At 53.3% G+C, this 18,846-nt stretch carries 18 protein-coding genes and 1 pseudogene; 8 read left to right on the top strand and 11 right to left on the bottom strand.

The annotated features are described in order from the left end of the window. Nucleotides 1-10 precede the first annotated feature (10 nt). The 5 genes from ftsI to mgrB all read right to left on the bottom strand — a co-directional run bounded on the left by ftsI (nt 11) and on the right by mgrB (nt 3,462). Complete coding sequence (gene ftsI, locus ABLV17_RS07170; protein ID WP_213316883.1) at nt 11-1,756, bottom strand: peptidoglycan glycosyltransferase FtsI; 1,746 nt, start codon at nt 1,754-1,756, stop codon at nt 11-13. A 190-nt stretch (nt 1,757-1,946) separates the two neighbouring features. Further along, nucleotides 1,947-2,156: a transcription antiterminator/RNA stability regulator CspE gene (gene cspE, locus ABLV17_RS07165; protein ID WP_001062678.1), complete on the bottom strand. Its 210-nt coding sequence runs from the start codon at nt 2,154-2,156 to the stop codon at nt 1,947-1,949. 40 nt (nt 2,157-2,196) lie between these two features. Next, entirely contained in the window at nt 2,197-2,313 is a 117-nt protein-coding gene (locus tag ABLV17_RS07160; protein WP_071530300.1) for a DUF2627 domain-containing protein, read from the bottom strand. Nucleotides 2,314-2,953: 640 nt separating this feature from the next. Next, nucleotides 2,954-3,244, bottom strand: a complete 291-nt coding sequence (locus ABLV17_RS07155; protein WP_087860564.1) for a YebO family protein — start codon at nt 3,242-3,244, stop codon at nt 2,954-2,956. Between the two features lie 74 nt (nt 3,245-3,318). Then, nucleotides 3,319-3,462 carry a PhoP/PhoQ regulator MgrB gene (gene mgrB / locus ABLV17_RS07150; protein WP_015366032.1) on the bottom strand — a complete coding sequence of 48 codons (144 nt, stop codon included), beginning with the start codon at nt 3,460-3,462 and terminating at the stop codon, nt 3,319-3,321. A gap of 159 nt (nt 3,463-3,621) precedes the next feature. Here mgrB and ABLV17_RS07145 point away from each other — a divergent pair, with 159 nt between their 5' ends. Next, nucleotides 3,622-3,861, top strand: coding sequence for a YobH family protein (locus ABLV17_RS07145; protein ID WP_015705933.1), 240 nt, complete (start codon nt 3,622-3,624; stop codon nt 3,859-3,861). Nucleotides 3,862-3,904: 43 nt separating this feature from the next. On the opposite strand, the gene kdgR is transcribed toward ABLV17_RS07145, so the two are convergent. Then, nucleotides 3,905-4,696 (bottom strand): DNA-binding transcriptional regulator KdgR, encoded by a 792-nt coding sequence (gene kdgR, locus ABLV17_RS07140; protein ID WP_113373580.1) that lies wholly within the window; start codon nt 4,694-4,696, stop codon nt 3,905-3,907. Between the two features lie 177 nt (nt 4,697-4,873). Between kdgR and ABLV17_RS07135 the strand changes: the two genes are divergently transcribed. Continuing rightward, nucleotides 4,874-6,244 (top strand): MFS transporter, encoded by a 1,371-nt coding sequence (locus tag ABLV17_RS07135; RefSeq protein WP_087860561.1) that lies wholly within the window; start codon nt 4,874-4,876, stop codon nt 6,242-6,244. Nucleotides 6,245-6,314: 70 nt separating this feature from the next. Here ABLV17_RS07135 and htpX read toward each other — a convergent pair whose 3' ends face one another. The 4 genes and pseudogenes from htpX to ABLV17_RS07115 form a co-directional block, all read right to left on the bottom strand. After that, on the bottom strand, nt 6,315-7,199 hold the full coding sequence (gene htpX, locus ABLV17_RS07130) for a protease HtpX (RefSeq protein ID WP_087860560.1): 885 nt from the start codon (nt 7,197-7,199) through the stop codon (nt 6,315-6,317). 234 nt (nt 7,200-7,433) lie between these two features. After that, entirely contained in the window at nt 7,434-9,482 is a 2,049-nt protein-coding gene (gene prc / locus ABLV17_RS07125) for a carboxy terminal-processing peptidase (protein WP_213794546.1), read from the bottom strand. Between the two features lie 19 nt (nt 9,483-9,501). Beyond that, nucleotides 9,502-10,185, bottom strand: a complete 684-nt coding sequence (gene proQ / locus ABLV17_RS07120) for an RNA chaperone ProQ (protein WP_015366026.1) — start codon at nt 10,183-10,185, stop codon at nt 9,502-9,504. Nucleotides 10,186-10,266: 81 nt separating this feature from the next. Further along, a pseudogene (locus ABLV17_RS07115) lies at nt 10,267-10,780 on the bottom strand (GAF domain-containing protein). A gap of 133 nt (nt 10,781-10,913) precedes the next feature. Here ABLV17_RS07115 and yebS point away from each other — a divergent pair. The 5 genes from yebS to ABLV17_RS07090 all read left to right on the top strand — a co-directional run bounded on the left by yebS (nt 10,914) and on the right by ABLV17_RS07090 (nt 16,965). Then, nucleotides 10,914-12,197 (top strand): membrane integrity lipid transport subunit YebS, encoded by a 1,284-nt coding sequence (gene yebS, locus ABLV17_RS07110; protein WP_015705937.1) that lies wholly within the window; start codon nt 10,914-10,916, stop codon nt 12,195-12,197. Further along, nucleotides 12,166-14,799, top strand: coding sequence for a PqiB family protein (locus tag ABLV17_RS07105; protein WP_213794545.1), 2,634 nt, complete (start codon nt 12,166-12,168; stop codon nt 14,797-14,799). Before yebS ends, ABLV17_RS07105 begins: the two co-directional genes overlap by 32 nt. A gap of 87 nt (nt 14,800-14,886) precedes the next feature. After that, the gene (gene rsmF / locus ABLV17_RS07100; RefSeq protein ID WP_213794544.1) at nt 14,887-16,320 is read left to right on the top strand and encodes a 16S rRNA (cytosine(1407)-C(5))-methyltransferase RsmF; all 1,434 of its coding nucleotides are present in this window, start codon (nt 14,887-14,889) and stop codon (nt 16,318-16,320) included. Between the two features lie 112 nt (nt 16,321-16,432). Then, nucleotides 16,433-16,672 carry a YebV family protein gene (locus ABLV17_RS07095; RefSeq protein ID WP_015705939.1) on the top strand — a complete coding sequence of 80 codons (240 nt, stop codon included), beginning with the start codon at nt 16,433-16,435 and terminating at the stop codon, nt 16,670-16,672. 101 nt (nt 16,673-16,773) lie between these two features. After that, entirely contained in the window at nt 16,774-16,965 is a 192-nt protein-coding gene (locus tag ABLV17_RS07090) for a YebW family protein (protein ID WP_045376105.1), read from the top strand. Here ABLV17_RS07090 and pphA read toward each other — a convergent pair. Then, nucleotides 16,962-17,615: a protein-serine/threonine phosphatase gene (pphA, locus tag ABLV17_RS07085; protein ID WP_213794543.1), complete on the bottom strand. Its 654-nt coding sequence runs from the start codon at nt 17,613-17,615 to the stop codon at nt 16,962-16,964. The genes ABLV17_RS07090 and pphA overlap by 4 nt on opposite strands. A gap of 152 nt (nt 17,616-17,767) precedes the next feature. Between pphA and ABLV17_RS07080 the strand changes: the two genes are divergently transcribed. Continuing rightward, on the top strand, nt 17,768-18,736 hold the full coding sequence (locus ABLV17_RS07080) for a VirK/YbjX family protein (RefSeq protein WP_213794542.1): 969 nt from the start codon (nt 17,768-17,770) through the stop codon (nt 18,734-18,736). The last annotated feature ends 110 nt before the right edge of the window (nt 18,737-18,846 follow it).

Below are 18,846 nucleotides of genomic sequence, written 5' to 3'. Positions count from 1 at the left end.
CAGACCACTGTTACAACGCGGGAGGCAGATCCTCGCGGTTATGCATGACGATAAGATTCTCAGAGCCTTGCGGCATACCGTCGGGCATCACGTTTTCCAGACGCAGTACGTCGCCCATAATCTGACTGAATACCGGGGCAGATACCGCCCCGCCGTAGTATTTGCCGTTACTGGGATCGTTTATCACCACCACCAAGGCATACTTCGGCTGACTGGCCGGCGCCACGCCGGCGGTATAGGCGACGTATTTATCGATGTATTTACCGTCAGGGCCAATTTTCTTCGCCGTACCCGTTTTTACCGCGATACGATAATCACGTACCGCCGCTTTTGTCCCGCCGCCCCCCGGTAACGCCACGCTCTCCATCATATGTTCAACCTCATGGACGATCTCTTGCGGCATAACTCGCGTCCCGATAACCGGCGGATCGATACGGGTTATCGACAGCGGGCGCTCAATACCGTAACCGCCGATCGTCGCATAGACATGCGCCAGCTGTAGCGGCGTAACCATCAGTCCATAGCCAAAGGCGAAGGTGGCACGATCCAGCTCGCCCCAATAGCGACGATGCGGCATCAGCCCGGAGCTTTCACCGGTCAAGCCAAGCCCGGTCGGGTCGCCAAAGCCAAAGGCCTTGTAAGTATCAATAAGATGCTGCACCGGCATCGCCAGCGAGAGGTGCGAAACCCCGGTATCGCTCGACTTTTGCAGAATACCGGTGAGCGTCAGCTCGGGATAATAACCCACGTCGCGAATGCGATGGCCATCAAGCGTAAAGGGATGGGTATCGACTACGCTATCCGGCTGCACAATCCCCTGCTGCAGCGCGGTCATAATCACCAGCGGTTTAACCGTTGAACCCGGCTCAAAGGTATCGCTGATAGCGCGATTTCGAAAATCATCGAGCTGGGCGCTGTCGCGGTTATTAGGGTTAAAATCCGGGTAGCTGGCCATCGACAGGATTTCGCCGGTATCAATCTTGATCAACACCGCCGCGCCTGATTCCGCCTTGTTCCAACGCACGGCATTATCCAGCGCATCCTCCGTGACCGTTTGCAGGCGCTCGTCAATACTAAGCTGCAGATTATGCGCCGGAACGGCGGCCTGCTCGGTGATATTCTCGATCACATGGCCGTGACGGTCTTTACGCACCAGCCGGCGCCCGGGCGTTCCCATTAGCTGTTTGTTAAAGCTTTTCTCAACCCCTTCGATGCCCTGATTATCTACATTGGTAAAGCCCAGCAGGTTCGCCGCGACGTGCCCGGCGGGATAGAAACGGCGGGACTCATCGCGCAAATAAACGCCCGGCAGGTGCAATTTATCGATCCAGTCGGCCTGTTCCGGATTCACCTGGCGCGCCAGATAAAGAAAGCGAGCATGCGGATGCGACTGCACCCGATGAGAGAGTTCAATAAGATCGATATGCAACGCTTCCGCCATTGCCTGCCAGCGCGGACCATAGCCGACACCGCCCTTTTCCAGCATGGTCTGCGGATCTATCCAGATAGCGCTTACCGGCACGCTCACCGCCAGCGGGCGTCCTTCACGATCGCTAATAGTTCCGCGCATCACGGCGATGGGTTCTTCACGCAGCGAACGCATATCCTCTTGTTTAACCAGATTATCCGGAGAGACGATTTGCAGCCAACCTACCCTCGCCAGCAGAAATCCAAGACATCCCAAAATCGCCACACACAGCAACCCAAAACGGATAGGGAGAAAATTTGTGACCGACTTACTTTTATTCTTTTGCACCGTAGCTCCAGCATTATTTTGCAACCACCTGATTTAACAGAAAATTGGCAAAACAGACTGCTAAACAGTGCTAATAAGGGTGATGTTTTGCAACAAAGCGCGTCGGAGGGGAAAAATTGGAAATACTTTGCAACAGATGCTAAAAAGCCCCGCTATAGCGAGGCTTTCTTACAAGATGAGTGGTCTTGAATCAGATAGCAGTTACGTTAACTGCAGCCGGACCTTTCTGGCCGTCCTGAATTTCGAACTCAACGTTCTGGCCTTCAGCCAGAGTTTTGAAGCCGTTACCCTGGATTGCAGAGAAGTGTACGAACACGTCTTTGCTGCCATCAGCCGGAGTAATGAAGCCAAAACCTTTAGACTCGTTGAACCACTTAACTTGACCTTTAATCTTTGCCATTTGCAAAATTCCTTAAACTGTTTTCTTCACCCGCAGGTGCTTACATAGATAAAACTGACACATAACTGCATGAGGCACTAATATAAGGTTCGGCAGAGAAGCGGTATTCAACGACAACGTGTTTACTCAGGACTTCTTTACTGAAAATGCCACACATAAACAGAACTGTACCTCGTTTAACCCGAAACGTGTTATCACACACAACGTAAATAATGGCAAGCCATTTTTAAACGTGTCACGATCGTTCGCACAAATTATCAGGAAATCATTTGATCGCCTGCACATTTATGCGTCTTTGCCGCGCCTGGCTTATCTTTGCATTGTCACAAAACAAACAATAACGTATGCCTGATAAATGCAACTTTTTTACCATAGCTCAACAACTTCTGTTCGTCCAGGTACGTACGTATACGAACTGCCATATTTAAGGGGGCGTTGCGGCGTAATGTGCATAATGATGCGCAAATGAGTCTGAAGAACAAGAGGAAATCGCCTTAACTATCTCTGTCATAGTGTTAATTAAAGCGCTAACTCATGACGACACAAATATTCGCTAAAATAGACGTTAATAATGAAACATTAATGACAAACTATTGCCATCAGGCAATAGAAACGTTTCGTTATTACTTTTTTTGATTAGCTCAAAAGATTATTCAATATGTGAAATAGAGCGTAGGTGTTTAATCTATTAAACGGAAACGGTTTGGCGTGGAATAAGAGATTACATAAGAATAAGTTATAGCAAAATTTTATGACACTCACAGGCGCGCACAGGATGTGCACACCTGTTCATCAACTTAACGTTCAGCAACGAGACGAATGAAATCGTCGTCGTTTTTCTCCTTCTCAGCCGCTGAAGGTTCAACAACCTCTTCTTTCTCCGGCTCATTGGCTTCACAGAGACGGCGCAGCAGCGCGTTCTGCCGCTTTTGTTGATCAAGCAGCGACTGCAGCAGTTCAATTTGCTCATTGCTACGTGAACTGGCACGATTCACAAAGAACCACAGCAGCAGCCCTACAAGCAGCAGTACAACGGAAAGCGCCAGAGACGCCAGACTTACAATCCCAGGATTCAGTAACTCACTCATTTCACCACCTCAAAGAGAAGGCGTTCATTCTACCACCCGCGCGGCAGAAGAAAATCCGTCGGCACAAAAATGTCTTACCAGGGGATGAACTTGTTAATAGCGCAAATACCGCTGAAAAATTGTACATCCTGATCGCACATTACGTTAAGCATCTGAGTCCACAGCAGTAAACAACCCGCTATGACAACGATCAGCAAAACCCAGCGTAATTTTTTCACTCCACTCTCCGTACCATAATCAGATGTGGCCAGGATAACATGGCCTTCTTAAACCGCGGCTAACTGTAATACGAAAGGCGAGTTTAGGAATCATAGACTTGTATCAAATAATGTTCATGCCAGAATAAACGTCAGGATCATACAAATAACGAGGCAACAATGCGATTGATCATTCGCTCTATTGTCATACTAGCGATCGTCTGGATTGGCGTATTATTAAGCGGTTATGGCGTGTTAATTGGCAGCAATCAGAATGCTGGCGGGTTGGGACTACAGTGCAAATACCTGACGGCGCAAGGCATCACCACCGCACAATATGTTCACTCTGATAGCGGTATTATCGGTATTACCAACTGCCCGATTCTGCGTAAAAGCGTCAAGGTTATCGATCAGGGTTAAAACAACTGGAGCTACAGCATCGCGCTGTAGCTCTCTCTGACTATCAGAACGGATAATTGTTAAAACCCATCTGCTCGGAAATCTTACGCGCGGCGGCATGCAGCATCGCCACATACTCGTGTAAACGTTCTTCAGAGAAGCGTAGCGTCGGGAAGGAAATACTCAAGCCGGCAATTACCACGCCGAAGCGGTCGAAGACCGGCACCGCAATACAGCGTAATCCTTCTTCCTGCTCCTCATTGTCTTCGCCATAGCCCTGTTCGCGCACCTGGTCCAGCACTTTCAATAGCTCGCTGGTATCAGTAATGGTGCGCTCGGTGCTACGTTTGTACTCCACTCCTTCCATGATTTGCTCGACTTCCGCCCGGTCGCGCCACGCCAGCAGCACTTTGCCAATGGCGGTGCTATACAGCGGATTACGTCGGCCGATACGCGAATACATCCGCAGGTTATACATGGAATCAATTTTGTGGATATAAACGATGCTGTCTTCATCCAGCGCGCCGAGGTGAATCGTCTCTTTGGTCAGGCGAGAAATTTCACGCATCTGGATATCCGCGCTGCGGATCAGGTCAACGTTCTGCAACGCCCGCGCACCAAGCTCGAATAACTTCAACGTTAAAGAATATTTCTCAGACTCGCCTTCCTGTGCAACATAGCCCAGTGACTTCATCGTCTGTAAAAAACGATACACCGTGCTTTTAGACATCATCACACGCTGTGACAATTCGGTGATACCAATCTCACGCTCTTCGCCCAAAGCCTGCAGGATGCCAAAAACTTTTAATACTGAAGAGACAGAATCTGGCTGTTTATCCATATCAGCAGCTGCCATTGTTCACCTCATCGTAACTGTTTTATAAAATTCAGAACTGTTTTTTATTATAAATTCACATTATGACCGTCGCAATCGTTGTTCTGCGAGTTGGTTACAAATCTGCGACTTATGGTTGAATAATCAATGCTAAAATCATTAATCAGAAAATAGTTTCCTCTAAGACTTAAACTTCACATGGATAAAAAAATTTTGGATGGCCTGCCGGTACCGCAGCGCTACGGCGCCATTCTGACGATTGTGTTAGGCCTGACGATGGCCGTTCTCGACGGCGCTATCGCCAACGTCGCCCTACCGACGATTGCCACAGACCTTAATGCCTCGCCGGCATCGTCAATCTGGATAGTCAACGCCTACCAAATAGCCATCGTCATCGCCCTGCTACCACTATCGTTTCTTGGCGATATGGTTGGCTATCGGCGCATCTATAAAATCGGTCTGGTGGTATTCACTATCACCTCGCTGATTTGCGCACTCTCCCGAAGCCTTGAAATGTTGACGCTGGCGCGAGTGGCTCAAGGTTTAGGCGGCGCGGCGCTGATGAGCGTCAACACGGCGCTGATTCGCCTTATCTATCCGAAGAGACAACTAGGTCGCGGAATGGGCATCAACTCTTTCGTCGTTGCCGTCTCCTCCGCCGCGGGGCCAACCATTGCCGCCGCTATTCTTTCGCTTGCTTCCTGGCAATGGCTGTTTTTAATCAACGTACCGCTGGGGATTATTTCTATCTTCCTCGCCATGCGTTTTTTGCCACCCAACAGCACTGCCAGCAAAATTACCCGTTTCGATCTGCCGAGCGCGATAATGAACGCCCTCACCTTCGGGCTGCTCATCACGGCGCTCGGCGGCTTTGCCCAGGGGCAATCCGGTTATCTGGTGCTCGCGGAAGTCATCGCCATGCTGATTATCGGCTTCTTCTTTGTGCGCCGGCAGTTGCGCATGCCGGTACCACTGTTACCGGTTGATTTACTGCGAATTCCGATCTTTTCGCTCTCTATCTGCACCTCGATCTGTTCTTTTTGCGCTCAGATGCTGGCGATGGTCTCCCTGCCTTTTTTCCTGCAAACCGTTATCGGACGCAGTGAAGTAGAGACCGGGCTGCTGTTAACGCCGTGGCCATTGGCGACCATGGTGATGGCCCCTCTGGCGGGTTACTTGATAGAGAAAGTTCATGCCGGGCTACTGGGGGCAATGGGGCTGCTGATCATGGCCTGTGGCCTGTTTGGTCTTGCGCTATTACCCTCTTCCCCTTCCGACCTCGATATTATCTGGCGGATGGCGCTGTGCGGCGCAGGCTTCGGGCTGTTTCAGTCACCAAACAACCATACCATTGTCTCCTCCGCGCCAGGCCATCGCAGCGGCGGCGCCAGCGGCATGTTGGGGACCGCACGGTTACTGGGACAAAGTAGCGGCGCCGCGCTGGTCGCCCTGCTGTTTAACCTGGCAGGCGATAGCGGCACCCACACCGCGCTTCTGCTGGCCGGCTCCCTGGCGGTCATTGCCGCCGCCATCAGCGGGCTACGCGTAACTCAACCGCGCGCCGCCTGATAGCGCGCGGCCAAAAAAAATCCGCAGCCCGAAAGCTGCGGATTTTTATTTTCAGCGTTTGTACGCCAGATTATTTCAGATATTCTCCGCTACGCAGCGCTTCAATGCGTTTGTCCAACGGCGGATGGGTCATGAACAGTTCGCTCATCGACTTCGCTTTACCGTTGATACAGAACGCCATCATGCTGCTGGCTTCCTGCGGTTCATAGCTGGTTTTCAAGCGCTGCAAGGCAGCAATCATTTTCTCACGACCGACCAATTTGGCGGAACCAGCATCGGCGTGGAATTCACGGTAGCGCGAGAACCACATGGTAATGATGCTGGCGAGAATACCGAACACCAGTTCCAGTACGGTTGCGACCGCAAAGTAGATAAGCGGGTTACCATTGCTGCTTTCGCCTTCATCTTCACGATTACCGCCGAGGAAACCAGCCGCAATCTGCGCGATAACGCGGGAGATAAAGATAACGAAGGTGTTCACTACCCCCTGAATCAGCGTCATGGTGACCATGTCGCCATTGGCAATATGGCTGATTTCGTGCGCGATAACGGCTTCCGCTTCGTCACGGCTCATATTCTGAAGCAAGCCGGTGCTCACGGCGACCAGAGAAGCGTCGCGGCGCGCGCCGGTGGCGAAGGCGTTAATGTCCGGGGCGTGATAAATCGCCACCTGCGGCATGCCGATGCCCGCCTGCTGCGCCTGCTGCGCGACGGTACTCATCAGCCAACGTTCAGTTTCGTTACGCGGCTGTTCGATAACTTCCCCACCAACCGACTTCAGCGCCATCCATTTCGACATCAGCAGCGAAACGATCGAGCCGCCGAAACCAAACAGCAGCGCCATGATCAGCAGGCCGGTCATGCTGCTCGACTGGATCCCCGTCAGGCTAAGCACCAGGCCAAACACCACCATGACTGCCAGGTTAGTCAGCAGGAAAAGCGCGATTCGCATCATAATATTCTTTTTACCTCGATTTAACAAAACGCACTATGCGATACCCATATCGTATGGGTCAGATGCTAATTTTCAACTATCAGGCCCTGCTAAGTCACGAGAAAGACACAACTTTACATTTTGTAGCATATCGCTGACACCCTATGAAAGTGTTGACAATTTTGTTGAATAAAGTCGACGGGCAGATGAAGAGAGAAAAAGAAACGGGCACAATCACTTGTGCCCGTTGAGGAGTTATTTGCTTACCGGCGGCTCTACCGGAGGCTGAGCTTTTTCCTGTTGCGCCAGGTCAATCGCAATATGCACGGTCTCATCAAGATATGGATCCGGTTCCTGATAATCCTTCGGCAGATCTTCAATCTTTTTGAGCAGCGGCTTGCCTTCGCGTTTCAGGCGATCGTTCACCCGCGCCAGACGAATTGCATCATCTTCTTCATTCTCTTTCTCACGCTGTGCGTAGTTCAGAGAAACGATATTGCGCTTGTCTTTCATGGCGTTAAAGCGCGCAATATCCTTAATGATGTACTGGAATTCCGGATCTTTCGCGATACGGTCTTCATGGCGCTTAAGCAGTTCTGGTTCGAACGGTTTCATATCGCCCGACTTCACGTAGGTCGCCGGATCGATACTATCCCACGGCAGCGCATTATCTTCATACTGCTCTCCGGTATCGCGATCTTCTTTACCGGTTGGCATCATGATGTCCGGAGTAACACCTTTACGCTGAGTGCTGCCGCCGTTAATGCGGTAGAACTTCTGGATGGTGTACTGCACGGAACCTAACGCCGGCCATTCCGGGCGCAGCATTTGATCGTAGATACGATTTAGCGAACGATACTGCTGAACGGTACCTTTACCAAAGGTCTGCTCGCCGACGATCAGCGCACGGCCATAGTCCTGCATCGCGGCGGCAAAAATTTCCGATGCCGAGGCGCTGAAGCGATCGACTAAGACCACCAGCGGGCCTTTATAGTAAACCACACCGTCGGTATCGCTATCTTCGCGGACCTTACCGTTGTTATCACGCACCTGCACTACCGGGCCGGATGGGATAAACAGACCGGAGAGCGAAACCGCCTCCGTCAGCGCCCCACCGCCGTTACTGCGCAGATCGATGACGATACTGCTGACATTCTGTTTTTCCAGCTTCTGCAGTTGCACTTTGACATCATCAGTCAGACCAACGTAGAACCCCGGGATATCCAGCACGCCGACTTTTTCTTTACCGACGGTTTTAACCGACATCTTAACCGCGCGGTCCTCAAGACGAATACGCTCGCGGGTCAGAGTAACAATACGGGTTTTTGCCCCTTTGCCAGCCGGCAGAACTTCCAGGCGAACTTTGCTGCCCTTCGGTCCTTTGATCAGCGCGACAACATCATCCAGCCGCCAGCCGATAACATCAACCATGCTCTTACCCGGCTGACCGACGCCGACGATGCGGTCGCCAACGCTAATCGCTTTGCTCTTCGCCGCCGGACCGCCGGCAACCAGTGAATTGATCACCGTGTAGTCGTCGTCCATCTGCAGCACCGCGCCAATACCTTCCAGAGACAGGCTCATTTCAGTATTGAACTGTTCGGTGTTACGCGGGGAGAGATAGTTGGTATGCGGGTCGATTTCGCGCGCGAAAGCGGTCATCGCCAGCGAGAAGACGTCTTCGCTGTTGGTTTGGGCCAGGCGACGAATCGCAAACTTGTAACGCCTGGTCAGGGTTTCACGAATTTCTTTATCGTCTTTACCCGCCAGCTTCAGGCTCAGTTCATCGAACTTCACCTTGGCGTCCCAAAGCGCGTTAAGCTCGGCTTCATCCTTCGGCCACGGCGCTTTGCTGCGATCGAGGTTGAAGTTGTCGTTGCCGGTAAAATTCATCGGACGATCCAGTACCTTTAAAGCGTACTGGTAACGCTCAAAGCGACGTTTCTGCGCGAGGTTATACAGGTCGTAGAAAACGTCCAGTTTACCGCTGCGCAGTTCGTCGCCGATTTTATTTTTTTGCGCCGCATACTGAGAAACATCGCTGGCCAGCAGCACGTTATGGCTGTAATCCAGCAGATTCAGATAGCGGTCAAAAATCTTTGCCGAAAAGGCGTTGTCGAGATCAAACTGCCGATAATGGGAACGGGTAAAGCGCGAGGTAACGCGCTCACTTACCGTCGCGTGCTGCGGCTCTTCTTTCAGCACGGGAATTTGATCGACTCGGGTGATATCGTCCACGGCGAAGGCATGGCCTGCTATTGCTAGCAGGCCCGCAAGCGCGGTGAGCTTAAAAAGTTTGTTCATGCCTGGCCCGGCCTCCGTTTCAGAACACCAGGTGTTCTGCGCGTACAATCATTGACATACCAGAAGTCAGCTGTACACGAACGCCATCTTTGGTGATTTCCACAACGGTGGCGTCCATTGCGTTGTTGCCTGCTTTCACCTTCAGAGCCTGACCGACGCTTAATACAGAGACGTCAGACACCGGGGTAAGGCGTTGCTCTTCACGCGGTGCTTTGGCAGCTGCAGGACGCGGCTTACGCTGTTCACTACCTTCTTTACGGCGAGCCTGCGGCTGAGGACGCGGTTTACGCTCGCGGCGTGCCCCTTCTTCCTGCTGGCCTGCCGCGGCAGCGGCTTCGCGCTTCTTCGCCTGCTGGCTGGCGCGCTGCGCCTGAACGCGAGCTTTGGCTTCTTCGAGCTGCTGACGGGCGTGAGCAACGTGTTGCTCTTCCAGTTCGCCGCACGGGTTGCCGTCGAGATCGACGCGAATCGCTCCCGCTTTCACGCCGTACAGATAACGCCAGCTCGAAGTATAAAGACGTAAGGCAGCGCGCAGTTGGGTTTTGCTGAGATTCATCTCTCCGCCAACTCGCTCTACAAGATCCTGAAAAATACCGATTTTCAGGGGGCGTGCTTCGCCTTCAGCGCTGAAACACTGAGGAAAACGTTCGGCCAGAAACGCGATTACTTCTTTACTGCTATTCAACTTAGGTTGATTTTCCATGAAATTTCCTGATTACAACGGACGTAGCCAACAAGCCGCAGGCATGAACAGGCGTCATTATAATGACGTCATCGCTAAATGCTACGTTATCCGTTGATTATCCTGCGACGTGGGCAAAGATTTTTTGATAATCGGTCGCCGCAATCAGCGTTTCAAGGCGCGAGACCAGCTCTGCAAGCCCCTGTTCGTCTTCTGCGGTGAAGCGGGAATACGCCGTGCTATCGATATCCAGTACGCCAATAATCTGATTGTTTACCTGCAACGGAAAGACGATTTCCGAATTGCTGGCGGCGTCACAGGCAATATGGCCGTCAAACGCATGGACATCTTCCACGCGCTGGACGCGGTTCTGCGCCACGGCGGAACCACAAACGCCGCGACCGACCGGAATACGTACACAGGCCAGCTTACCCTGGAACGGCCCCAGCACCAGCGTGTCGCCTTCCAGGAGATAAAACCCGGCCCAGTTGACCTCTTCCAGCCGTTCAAACAACAACGCGCTGGTATTTGAGATCATTGCCAAAAAACTGGTTTCGCCTGCCATAAGCGCCTGAAAATCGCGGTTCAGATCCGCGTAGAATTCTGTTTTGTTCATTTTTTAATCACTTAGTTGTCTTACTATCTCATCTGCAGATGCCTACTAAAATAAGCATTAAATGCCTTCGGGCTCAAGATGAATTCATTCCTGGGTTAATATAGTGGGATACATTCATTCCCGAACGTAATAAATGCTGATAAAAACACCCTCAATCACGCCGACGAAGAAGATTACCGTTCATTCGGTCAGTTCGCCAACGCCGCATGCGCACTATCAGCGCTGTACGCAGTGCGACATGCTGTTCCGCATACCGGTTGTGAAAAGAAATCAATGCGCCTGGTGCCCGCGGTGCAACGCGAAGGTCCGTGACGGCCGCGATTGGTCCCTCTCCCGGCTCGCCAGTATGGCGTTTACGATGATGTTGCTGATGCCGTTCGCCTGGAGCGAGCCGCTGCTGCGTTTGCATCTGCTCGGCGTGCGTATTGACGCCAACGTTTTGCAGGGGATCTGGCAGATGACCAACCAGGGCGATCCCATTACCGCCGCGATGGTGCTCTTCTGCGCGGTGGTTGCGCCCGTCCTGCTGGTAGTTTCCATCGCCTACCTTTGGCTTGGCAACGTGCTGGGGATGAACCTGCGGCCGGTGCTGCTGATGCTCGGCAAACTGAAAGAGTGGGTGATGCTGGACATTTATCTGGTCGGTATCGGCGTCGCCTCCATAAAAGTCCAGGACTATGCCTTCCTGCAGCCCGGCATCGGCCTGATCGCCTTTATCGCACTGACCCTACTCAGCATCCTGACGCTCATCCACATGAACGTGGAAGAGTTGTGGGAGCGTTTTTATCCCGAACGCCCGGCCATGCGCTACGACACCAATCTTCAGGTTTGCACCGGCTGTCACTATACCGGTTATCGCGACTCCCGCGGCCGCTGCCGCCGGTGCCATACCTCGCTGCATCATCGCCGGCCGCAAAGCCTACAGCGTAGCTGGGCGGCCCTGATTGCGTCGCTGGTTTTCCTGCTGCCGGCCAACCTGCTACCGATTTCGATAATCTACGTCAATGGCGCGCGCCAGGAAGATACGATTCTTTCGGGGATCATTTCACTCGCCAACAGCAACATCGCAATCGCCGGCGTAGTGTTCATCGCCAGTATTTTGGTACCATTCACCAAAGTTATAGTGTTATTTACCCTGCTGGTCAGCATACAATTCAAGTGCGAACAGGGGCTACGTACGCGTATCCTGCTGCTGCGGCTGATTACCTGGATCGGCCGCTGGTCGATGTTGGATCTGTTTGTTATCTCATTAACCATGTCGTTGATAAACCGCGATCAGCTCCTGGCTTTTACCATGGGGCCGGCGGCGGTGTATTTCGGCGGCGCGGTAATTTTAACTATCCTTGCAGTTGAATGGCTGGACAGCCGCTTACTTTGGGACGCTCATGAGTCAGGAAACGCCCGCTTCGCCGACTGAAGCCAAAATAAAAACCAAACGCCGTATCTCGCCATTCTGGTTGTTGCCGGTCATCGCGCTGATGATTGCCGGATGGCTTATCTGGACCAGCTTTGAAGGCCGGGGAACGACGATTACCATCGATTTCCAGTCCGCAAACGGGATTGTTCCGGGGCGTACGCCTATCCGCTATCAAGGGGTAGAGGTTGGTACGGTACAGGATATTTCTTTGAGTAAGGACCTCAGCAAGATCGAAGTTTCCGCCAGCGTGAAGAGTGATATGAAAGACGCGCTGCGCAAAGACACACAGTTCTGGCTGGTGACGCCAAAGGCTTCACTGGCCGGCGTTTCCGGGCTGGATGCGCTGGTCGGCGGTAACTATATCGGCATGATGCCAGGTAAAGGCGAACCGGAAGATCACTTCGTCGCCCTGGATACTCAGCCAAAATATCGCATCAACAACGGCGAACTGATGATTCATCTGCAGGCGCCGGATCTCGGTTCGCTGAACAGCGGCTCGCTGGTCTATTTCCGTAAAATTCCGGTTGGCCGGGTGTATGACTACACGCTCAACGCCAACAATCAGGGGGTGACGATTGATGTATTAATCGAGCGTCGCTTCACCAATCTTGTTAAAAAAGGCAGTCGGTTCTGGAACGTCTCCGGGATTAAAGCCGACGTCAGCCTGAGCGGTGCCAAAGTCCAGTTGGAAAACCTCTCCGCGTTAGTTAACGGCGCCATTGCCTTTGACTCGCCTGACGACTCCAAAGCGGCGGCGCAAAACGACGAGTACAACCTGTATGAGGATCTGGCGCACAGCCAGCGCGGGGTGCTGGTGACGCTGGAGCTACCCGACGGCGATGGGTTGAAGGCGGGCTCTACGCCGCTAATGTACCAGGGGCTGGAAGTAGGTCAGTTAACCAAACTCAATCTCAATCCCGGCGGTAAAGTTACCGGTGAGATGACCGTCGACCCGAGCGTGGTCACCCTGCTTCGGGATAAGACGCTGATTCAAATGAAGAAGCCGAAAATCTCGCTGGATAACCCAAGCGTTAGCGCTCTACTCACCGGCAACACCTTCGAGCTGGTCCCTGGTGACGGCGAACCGCGAAATCACTTTATGGTTATGGCAGCCGATAAAGCGCTACTGGAAGAGCCCAACGTCGCCACCGTGACGCTATCGGCGCCGGAAAGCTATGGCATTTCTGCCGGCCAGCCGCTGATGCTACACGGCGTTAAGGTCGGCCAGGTGCTGGAACGCAAGCTCACCGCAGAGGGTGTCACTTTCCAGGTCGCCATTTCGCCGGAGTATCGCAATCTGGTACGCGGCGATAGCAAATTTGTCGTCAACAGCCGCCTTGATGTGAAAGTTGGGCTGGATGGCGTGCAGGTACTTGGCGCCAGCGCCAGCGAATGGGTTGATGGCGGGATCCGCATCATCCCCGGTGAAAAAGGGGAAATGCACAACAGCTATCCGCTGTATGCCAACCTGGAAAAAGCGCAGGAAAATAGCCTCAGTGAAATCCCGACCACCACGCTGAGTCTTTCCGCGGAAACGCTGCCCGATGTGCAGGCAGGCTCGGTAGTGTTGTATCGCAAATTCGCCGTCGGCGAGATCATCTCGGTGAAACCGCGCAGCAACGCTTTCGATATCGATCTGCATATCAAACCGGAATATCGCCATTTGTTGACCAATAACAGCGTTTTCTGGGCGGAAGGCGGCGCGAAGGTAAAACTCGACGGTAATGGGCTAACCGTGCAGGCGTCGCCGCTGGCTCGCGCGCTGAAAGGCGCCATCAGCTTTGATAACCTCAACGGCAGCAGCGCCAACGCGCGCTTGAACAATAAGCGTATCCTGTACGCCTCCGAAACCGCCGCCCGCGCGGTGGGCGGCCAGATTACGCTGCACGCTTTCGATGCCGGTAAAATGGCGGCGGGCATGCCGATTCGCTATCTCGGTATCGACATCGGCCAGATCCAGTCGCTGGAGTTGATTACGGCAAAAAATGAAGTTCAGGCGAAAGCGGTGCTTTATCCGGAATATGTCGGCACCTTTGCCCGTGCCGGTACCCGCTTCTCGGTGATTACGCCGCAGATCTCTGCCGCCGGCGTTGAACATCTGGACACGATCTTCCAGTCGTATATCAATGTTGAACCTGGCCGTGGTTCGCCGCGCCGCGACTTCGAGATTCAGGACACCACCATCACCGATTCGCGCTACATCGACGGCCTGAGCATTATCGTCGAAGTGCCGGAAGCCGGTTCGCTCGATATTGGTACGCCGGTGCTGTTCCGCGGCCTGGAAGTGGGTACCGTGACCGGGCTGACGCTGGGCTCGATGTCCGACCGCGTTATGGTTAAGCTGCGTATCAGTAAGCGTTATCAGTACTTAGTGCGCAATAACTCGGTGTTCTGGCTGGCTTCCGGCTATAGCCTCGACTTCGGTCTGATTGGCGGAGTGGTGAAAACAGGTACCTTCAACCAGTTTATCCGCGGCGGTATCGCCTTTGCCACCCCGCCGGGAACGCCGCTGGCGCCGAAAGCGCAGGATGGCAAACACTTCTTGCTGCTGGAAAGCGAGCCAAAAGAGTGGCGCGATTGGGGAACGGCGCTGCCTAATTAATTCTCTCCAATGCCTGAACGCCCCGGTGTCCCGCGCCGGGGCGTTTATGGTAAACTGCGCCCCCTTTTTGCTTGTGGTGCGCTGCTCGTGGCTCAAAACGCTGTCTTTCTCCCGGAACTCTTCCTCGCTCAAATGCGTGCGGCAATGCCAACGCATCTTTCGTTCGATGACTTCATCGCCGCCTGCCAGCGCCCGCTGCGCCGCAGTATTCGCGTCAATACGTTGAAGATTACGGTCGCTGATTTTCTGCAACTGGTCGCCCCTTACGGCTGGCAGTTAACGCCGGTTCCGTGGTGCGCAGAGGGTTTCTGGATCGAGCGCGATGATGACGATGTACTCCCGCTGGGCAGCACCGCCGAGCATCTGAGCGGGCTATTTTATATTCAGGAAGCGAGCTCGATGCTGCCGGTAGCGGCGCTGTTCGCCGATGGCGAAATGCCGGAGCGAGTGATGGATGTCGCCGCCGCGCCAGGTTCCAAAACGACGCAAATCGCCGCCCGGATGGGCAATCGCGGCGGGATCCTGGCAAACGAATTCTCCGCCAGCCGGGTGAAAGTGCTGCACGCCAATATCAGCCGCTGCGGCATTAATAACGTTGCCCTCACCCACTTCGATGGGCGCGTCTTCGGCGCCGCTCTGCCTGAGTGCTTCGACGCGATTTTGCTCGATGCCCCCTGCTCGGGCGAAGGAGTAGTGCGTAAAGATCCCGACGCGCTAAAAAACTGGTCTCCAGAAAGTAATCAGGAGATTGCCGGCACGCAAAGAGAACTCATTGACAGCGCATTTCACGCTCTGCGTCCTGGCGGTACCCTCGTCTACTCCACCTGTACGCTGAACCGTGAAGAAAACGAGGAAGTGGTTAACTGGCTGCTGCAAACCTACCCGCAGGCGGTTGAAGTCATGACCCTGGATTCACTCTTCCCGCAGGCTCACGAAGCGCTCACCGACGAAGGTTTCCTGCACGTGTTCCCGCAGATTTTTGATTGTGAGGGTTTTTTCGTTGCCCGCCTGCGTAAAACCACCTCTATCGATCCCCTACCTGCGCCAGGTTATAAAGTGGGCAAGTTCCCTTTCGCACCGATGAAAGGACGTGAGGCAGCGGCTGTCACCGCAGCCGCCAACGCCGTTGGCCTGCAATGGGCAGAGCATCTTCGTTTATGGCAACGCGATAAAGAAATCTGGCTGTTCCCGCAAGAACTGGAAGCGTTAATCGGCAGGGTTCGTTTTTCGCGCATCGGAATTCGCCTCGCTGAAACGCATAACAAAGGCTACCGCTGGCAGCATGAAGCAGCGATCGCGCTTGCTGCGCCAGAGGAGCCGTTTGAGCTCACCTTAGCGGAAGCGGAAGAGTGGTATCGTGGGCGCGATGTCTATCCCGAGGCGCCGCCGCGGCAGGATGAAGTGATTGTCACTTTCCAGGGCGCGCCATTAGGACTCGCCAAGCGCGTGGGATCGCGGTTGAAAAACAGTTACCCTCGCGAACTGGTGCGCGACGGCAAACTTTTCGCCGGAAAGTCGTGACCGCGCGCCAAAAAGCGCACTTTTTGACTGGCGATATACTCCCCGTTGTCTACGCTGAAAAATGACGGCCTAACTGGTCGTACCACAACTCAGCAGACAAACGGGGTGAATGATGAGTAAAACTAACGTACGAATCGGCGCGTTTGAAATCGACGACGCCGAGTTGCATGGCGAGTCACAGGGTGAGCGAACGTTAAGCATTCCTTGCAAATCCGATCCTGACTTATGCATGCAATTAGACGCCTGGGATGCCGAAACCAGCGTTCCCGCCATTCTTAATGGCGAACATTCTGTGCTTTACCGTAAACACTACGACCGCCAATCCGATGCCTGGGTCATGCGTCTTGCCTGACTCAAATGAACCCGTCGCCTGAGACGGGTTATTTATATCCCTCCCCCGCTGCGCTAACTTCCCCTACACTTACCTTATGTTCATTCGCTAATGAGGGCGGGATGTTTGCCTTAGTATTATTCATTTGCTATCTGGACGGCGGGTGCGAAGACATCGTAGTGGACGTCTATGATAGCGAACGACAATGCCTCGTCGCTATGGACGACCAACGAATTCGCCAGGGAGGCTGTTTCCCGGTAGAAGATTTTATCGACGGCTTCTGGCGTCCGGCGACGGAATATAGCGACTTTTAAACAGCCGACTGCAGCCGCACCAGCGTTAGCTCTCCGCCAAACACCGCGCCGGTATCAATGTAGTGTTGGTTATCGCTATCGTAACGGCGTTTAAGCGGCGTATGGCCAAACCAAAAGTGATCCGCCCCGGCTATCTCTCCGTGCCGCCCCGCCAGATGATCGGTTAAACGCTGGCGGCCCCAGAGCACCTGATGCTCGTCCACGGGTAACTGCCAACGATAAACGCTGGCGGGATAGTCGGCATGGGCAATCACGTGGGTGGTATCCTGGCAGCGGAGTTCAATGATTAACGGCACATCCCGGCAGCGGTTAAACAGCAAATCAGCCAACCGTTTCTGTTTCTGTGAGGCGGTTGGATACCAGCCGCCGCCGTTCATCGTCCACAGCGCCATTTCCCCGTTCGCCAGCGCATCCAGCGCCATTTGCTCATGGTTGCCGCGCACCGCTCTGAACCACCGGCAATGCAGCAAGCCCAGACATTTCACGCTTTGCGGCCCACGGTCAATCAGATCGCCAACAGAGATCAGAAGATCCTGCCAGGGATCAAATTTACGCTGCCGCAGCTGGGAGATTAATAAATCAAAACAACCATGTAGATCGCCCACCAGCCAGATATTACGCCAGGCGCTACCTTCTACTCGCTGATACATATTTCCACCCCCTCAGTTAATTATACAAAATATGACTGAAGGCGTGGTTAGAAATACATACGTCAATCAACGTTAAACAAGGCGTAAATATAGTCTGGCGAAGCATTAAGCTTGTCCCGCGAGATCCGTAAAATAAAAATAAAAATAAAATAATGACGAGGTATGACATCGTGACGGACAATAGCCTGCATTCATCATGCACACTTCAGCAACGCTCAAATTTGATTGCCGATCTCGTAATGGGGCGTATCACGCCTGCGCCAATCTGGCAAAAACGCAATTATCGGCTCAAATTCTTGCTGCGTACGGCGCTGTTTTACCAGCCAACCCGCGAAATGCTGGACACCCTTTCGGCTCGTAGTGATTTCCGCCAACTGCTGGCTGCGCAGGCTACGCTTCCTGGTAAAGTACATCGTCAGTATTTAGTGCGCGATCTAAACGCGCGTCAGCGTTCCCAGGCCATCATCAGCCATTATCAGTACGTCGACTCGCTGGGTGAAAACCGGCTGGCGGCGGCTATGATATCGCCATCAGAACGACCTCTACTGACGCTGTCTGGTAAAGACGATGCGGCCTTTACGCTCTTTGCCTCGTCGGCCGGGAAAGCAGAGCGGGAAGGTGAAACCACCCTTTGGCTTCGCGATAACCATCACCAGTTGTTGGCCAGCGCCACGTTTAGCGTAGTCCGCCACCAAGGACAGTGGCAACTGGTCATCGGCGGCCTGCAGGGGCCGCGTCGGCATGTTTCCCATGACGTCATCAAACACGCAACCCGCGCCTGCTACGGTCTGTTTCCCAAACGCCTGCTGTTGGAGTTCATCTGGCTGCTGGCCGCCCGAAGCAATATTCAGGCTATTTACGGCGTCAGCGATAATGGTCATGTGTTTCGCGCGCTGCGCTATCGTTTAAGTAAAGGCCGGCACTTCCACGCCAGCTACGATGAGTTCTGGCAATCAATTGAAGGCGTGCGTCACGATAGTTATCGCTGGCGCCTACCGCTGAAGCTGGAAAGAAAATCGCTGGAGAGTATCGCCAGTAAAAAGCGCTCCGAATATCGCCGCCGTTTCCAGTTCATGGATGAGATGGCCGTACAGGTGGCTAATCTGCTAAGTGTAAAATAAATATTCACGTCTTATTACGAAAAAGATTCGCCGTTTTTAATAACGGCGTTTTCATTTGTACATTCTTTGGTTAATATCGTGGCCTGTTGATAATTGGTTTAAGTTGGCCA

This window comes from Klebsiella sp. CN_Kp091 (genome assembly GCF_040065095.1).
GTDB classification, from domain to species: domain Bacteria; phylum Pseudomonadota; class Gammaproteobacteria; order Enterobacterales; family Enterobacteriaceae; genus Klebsiella; species Klebsiella aerogenes.
The sequence above is the reverse complement of the archived record's forward strand: the minus strand, read 5'-3'. Positions and strand labels throughout refer to the sequence as shown.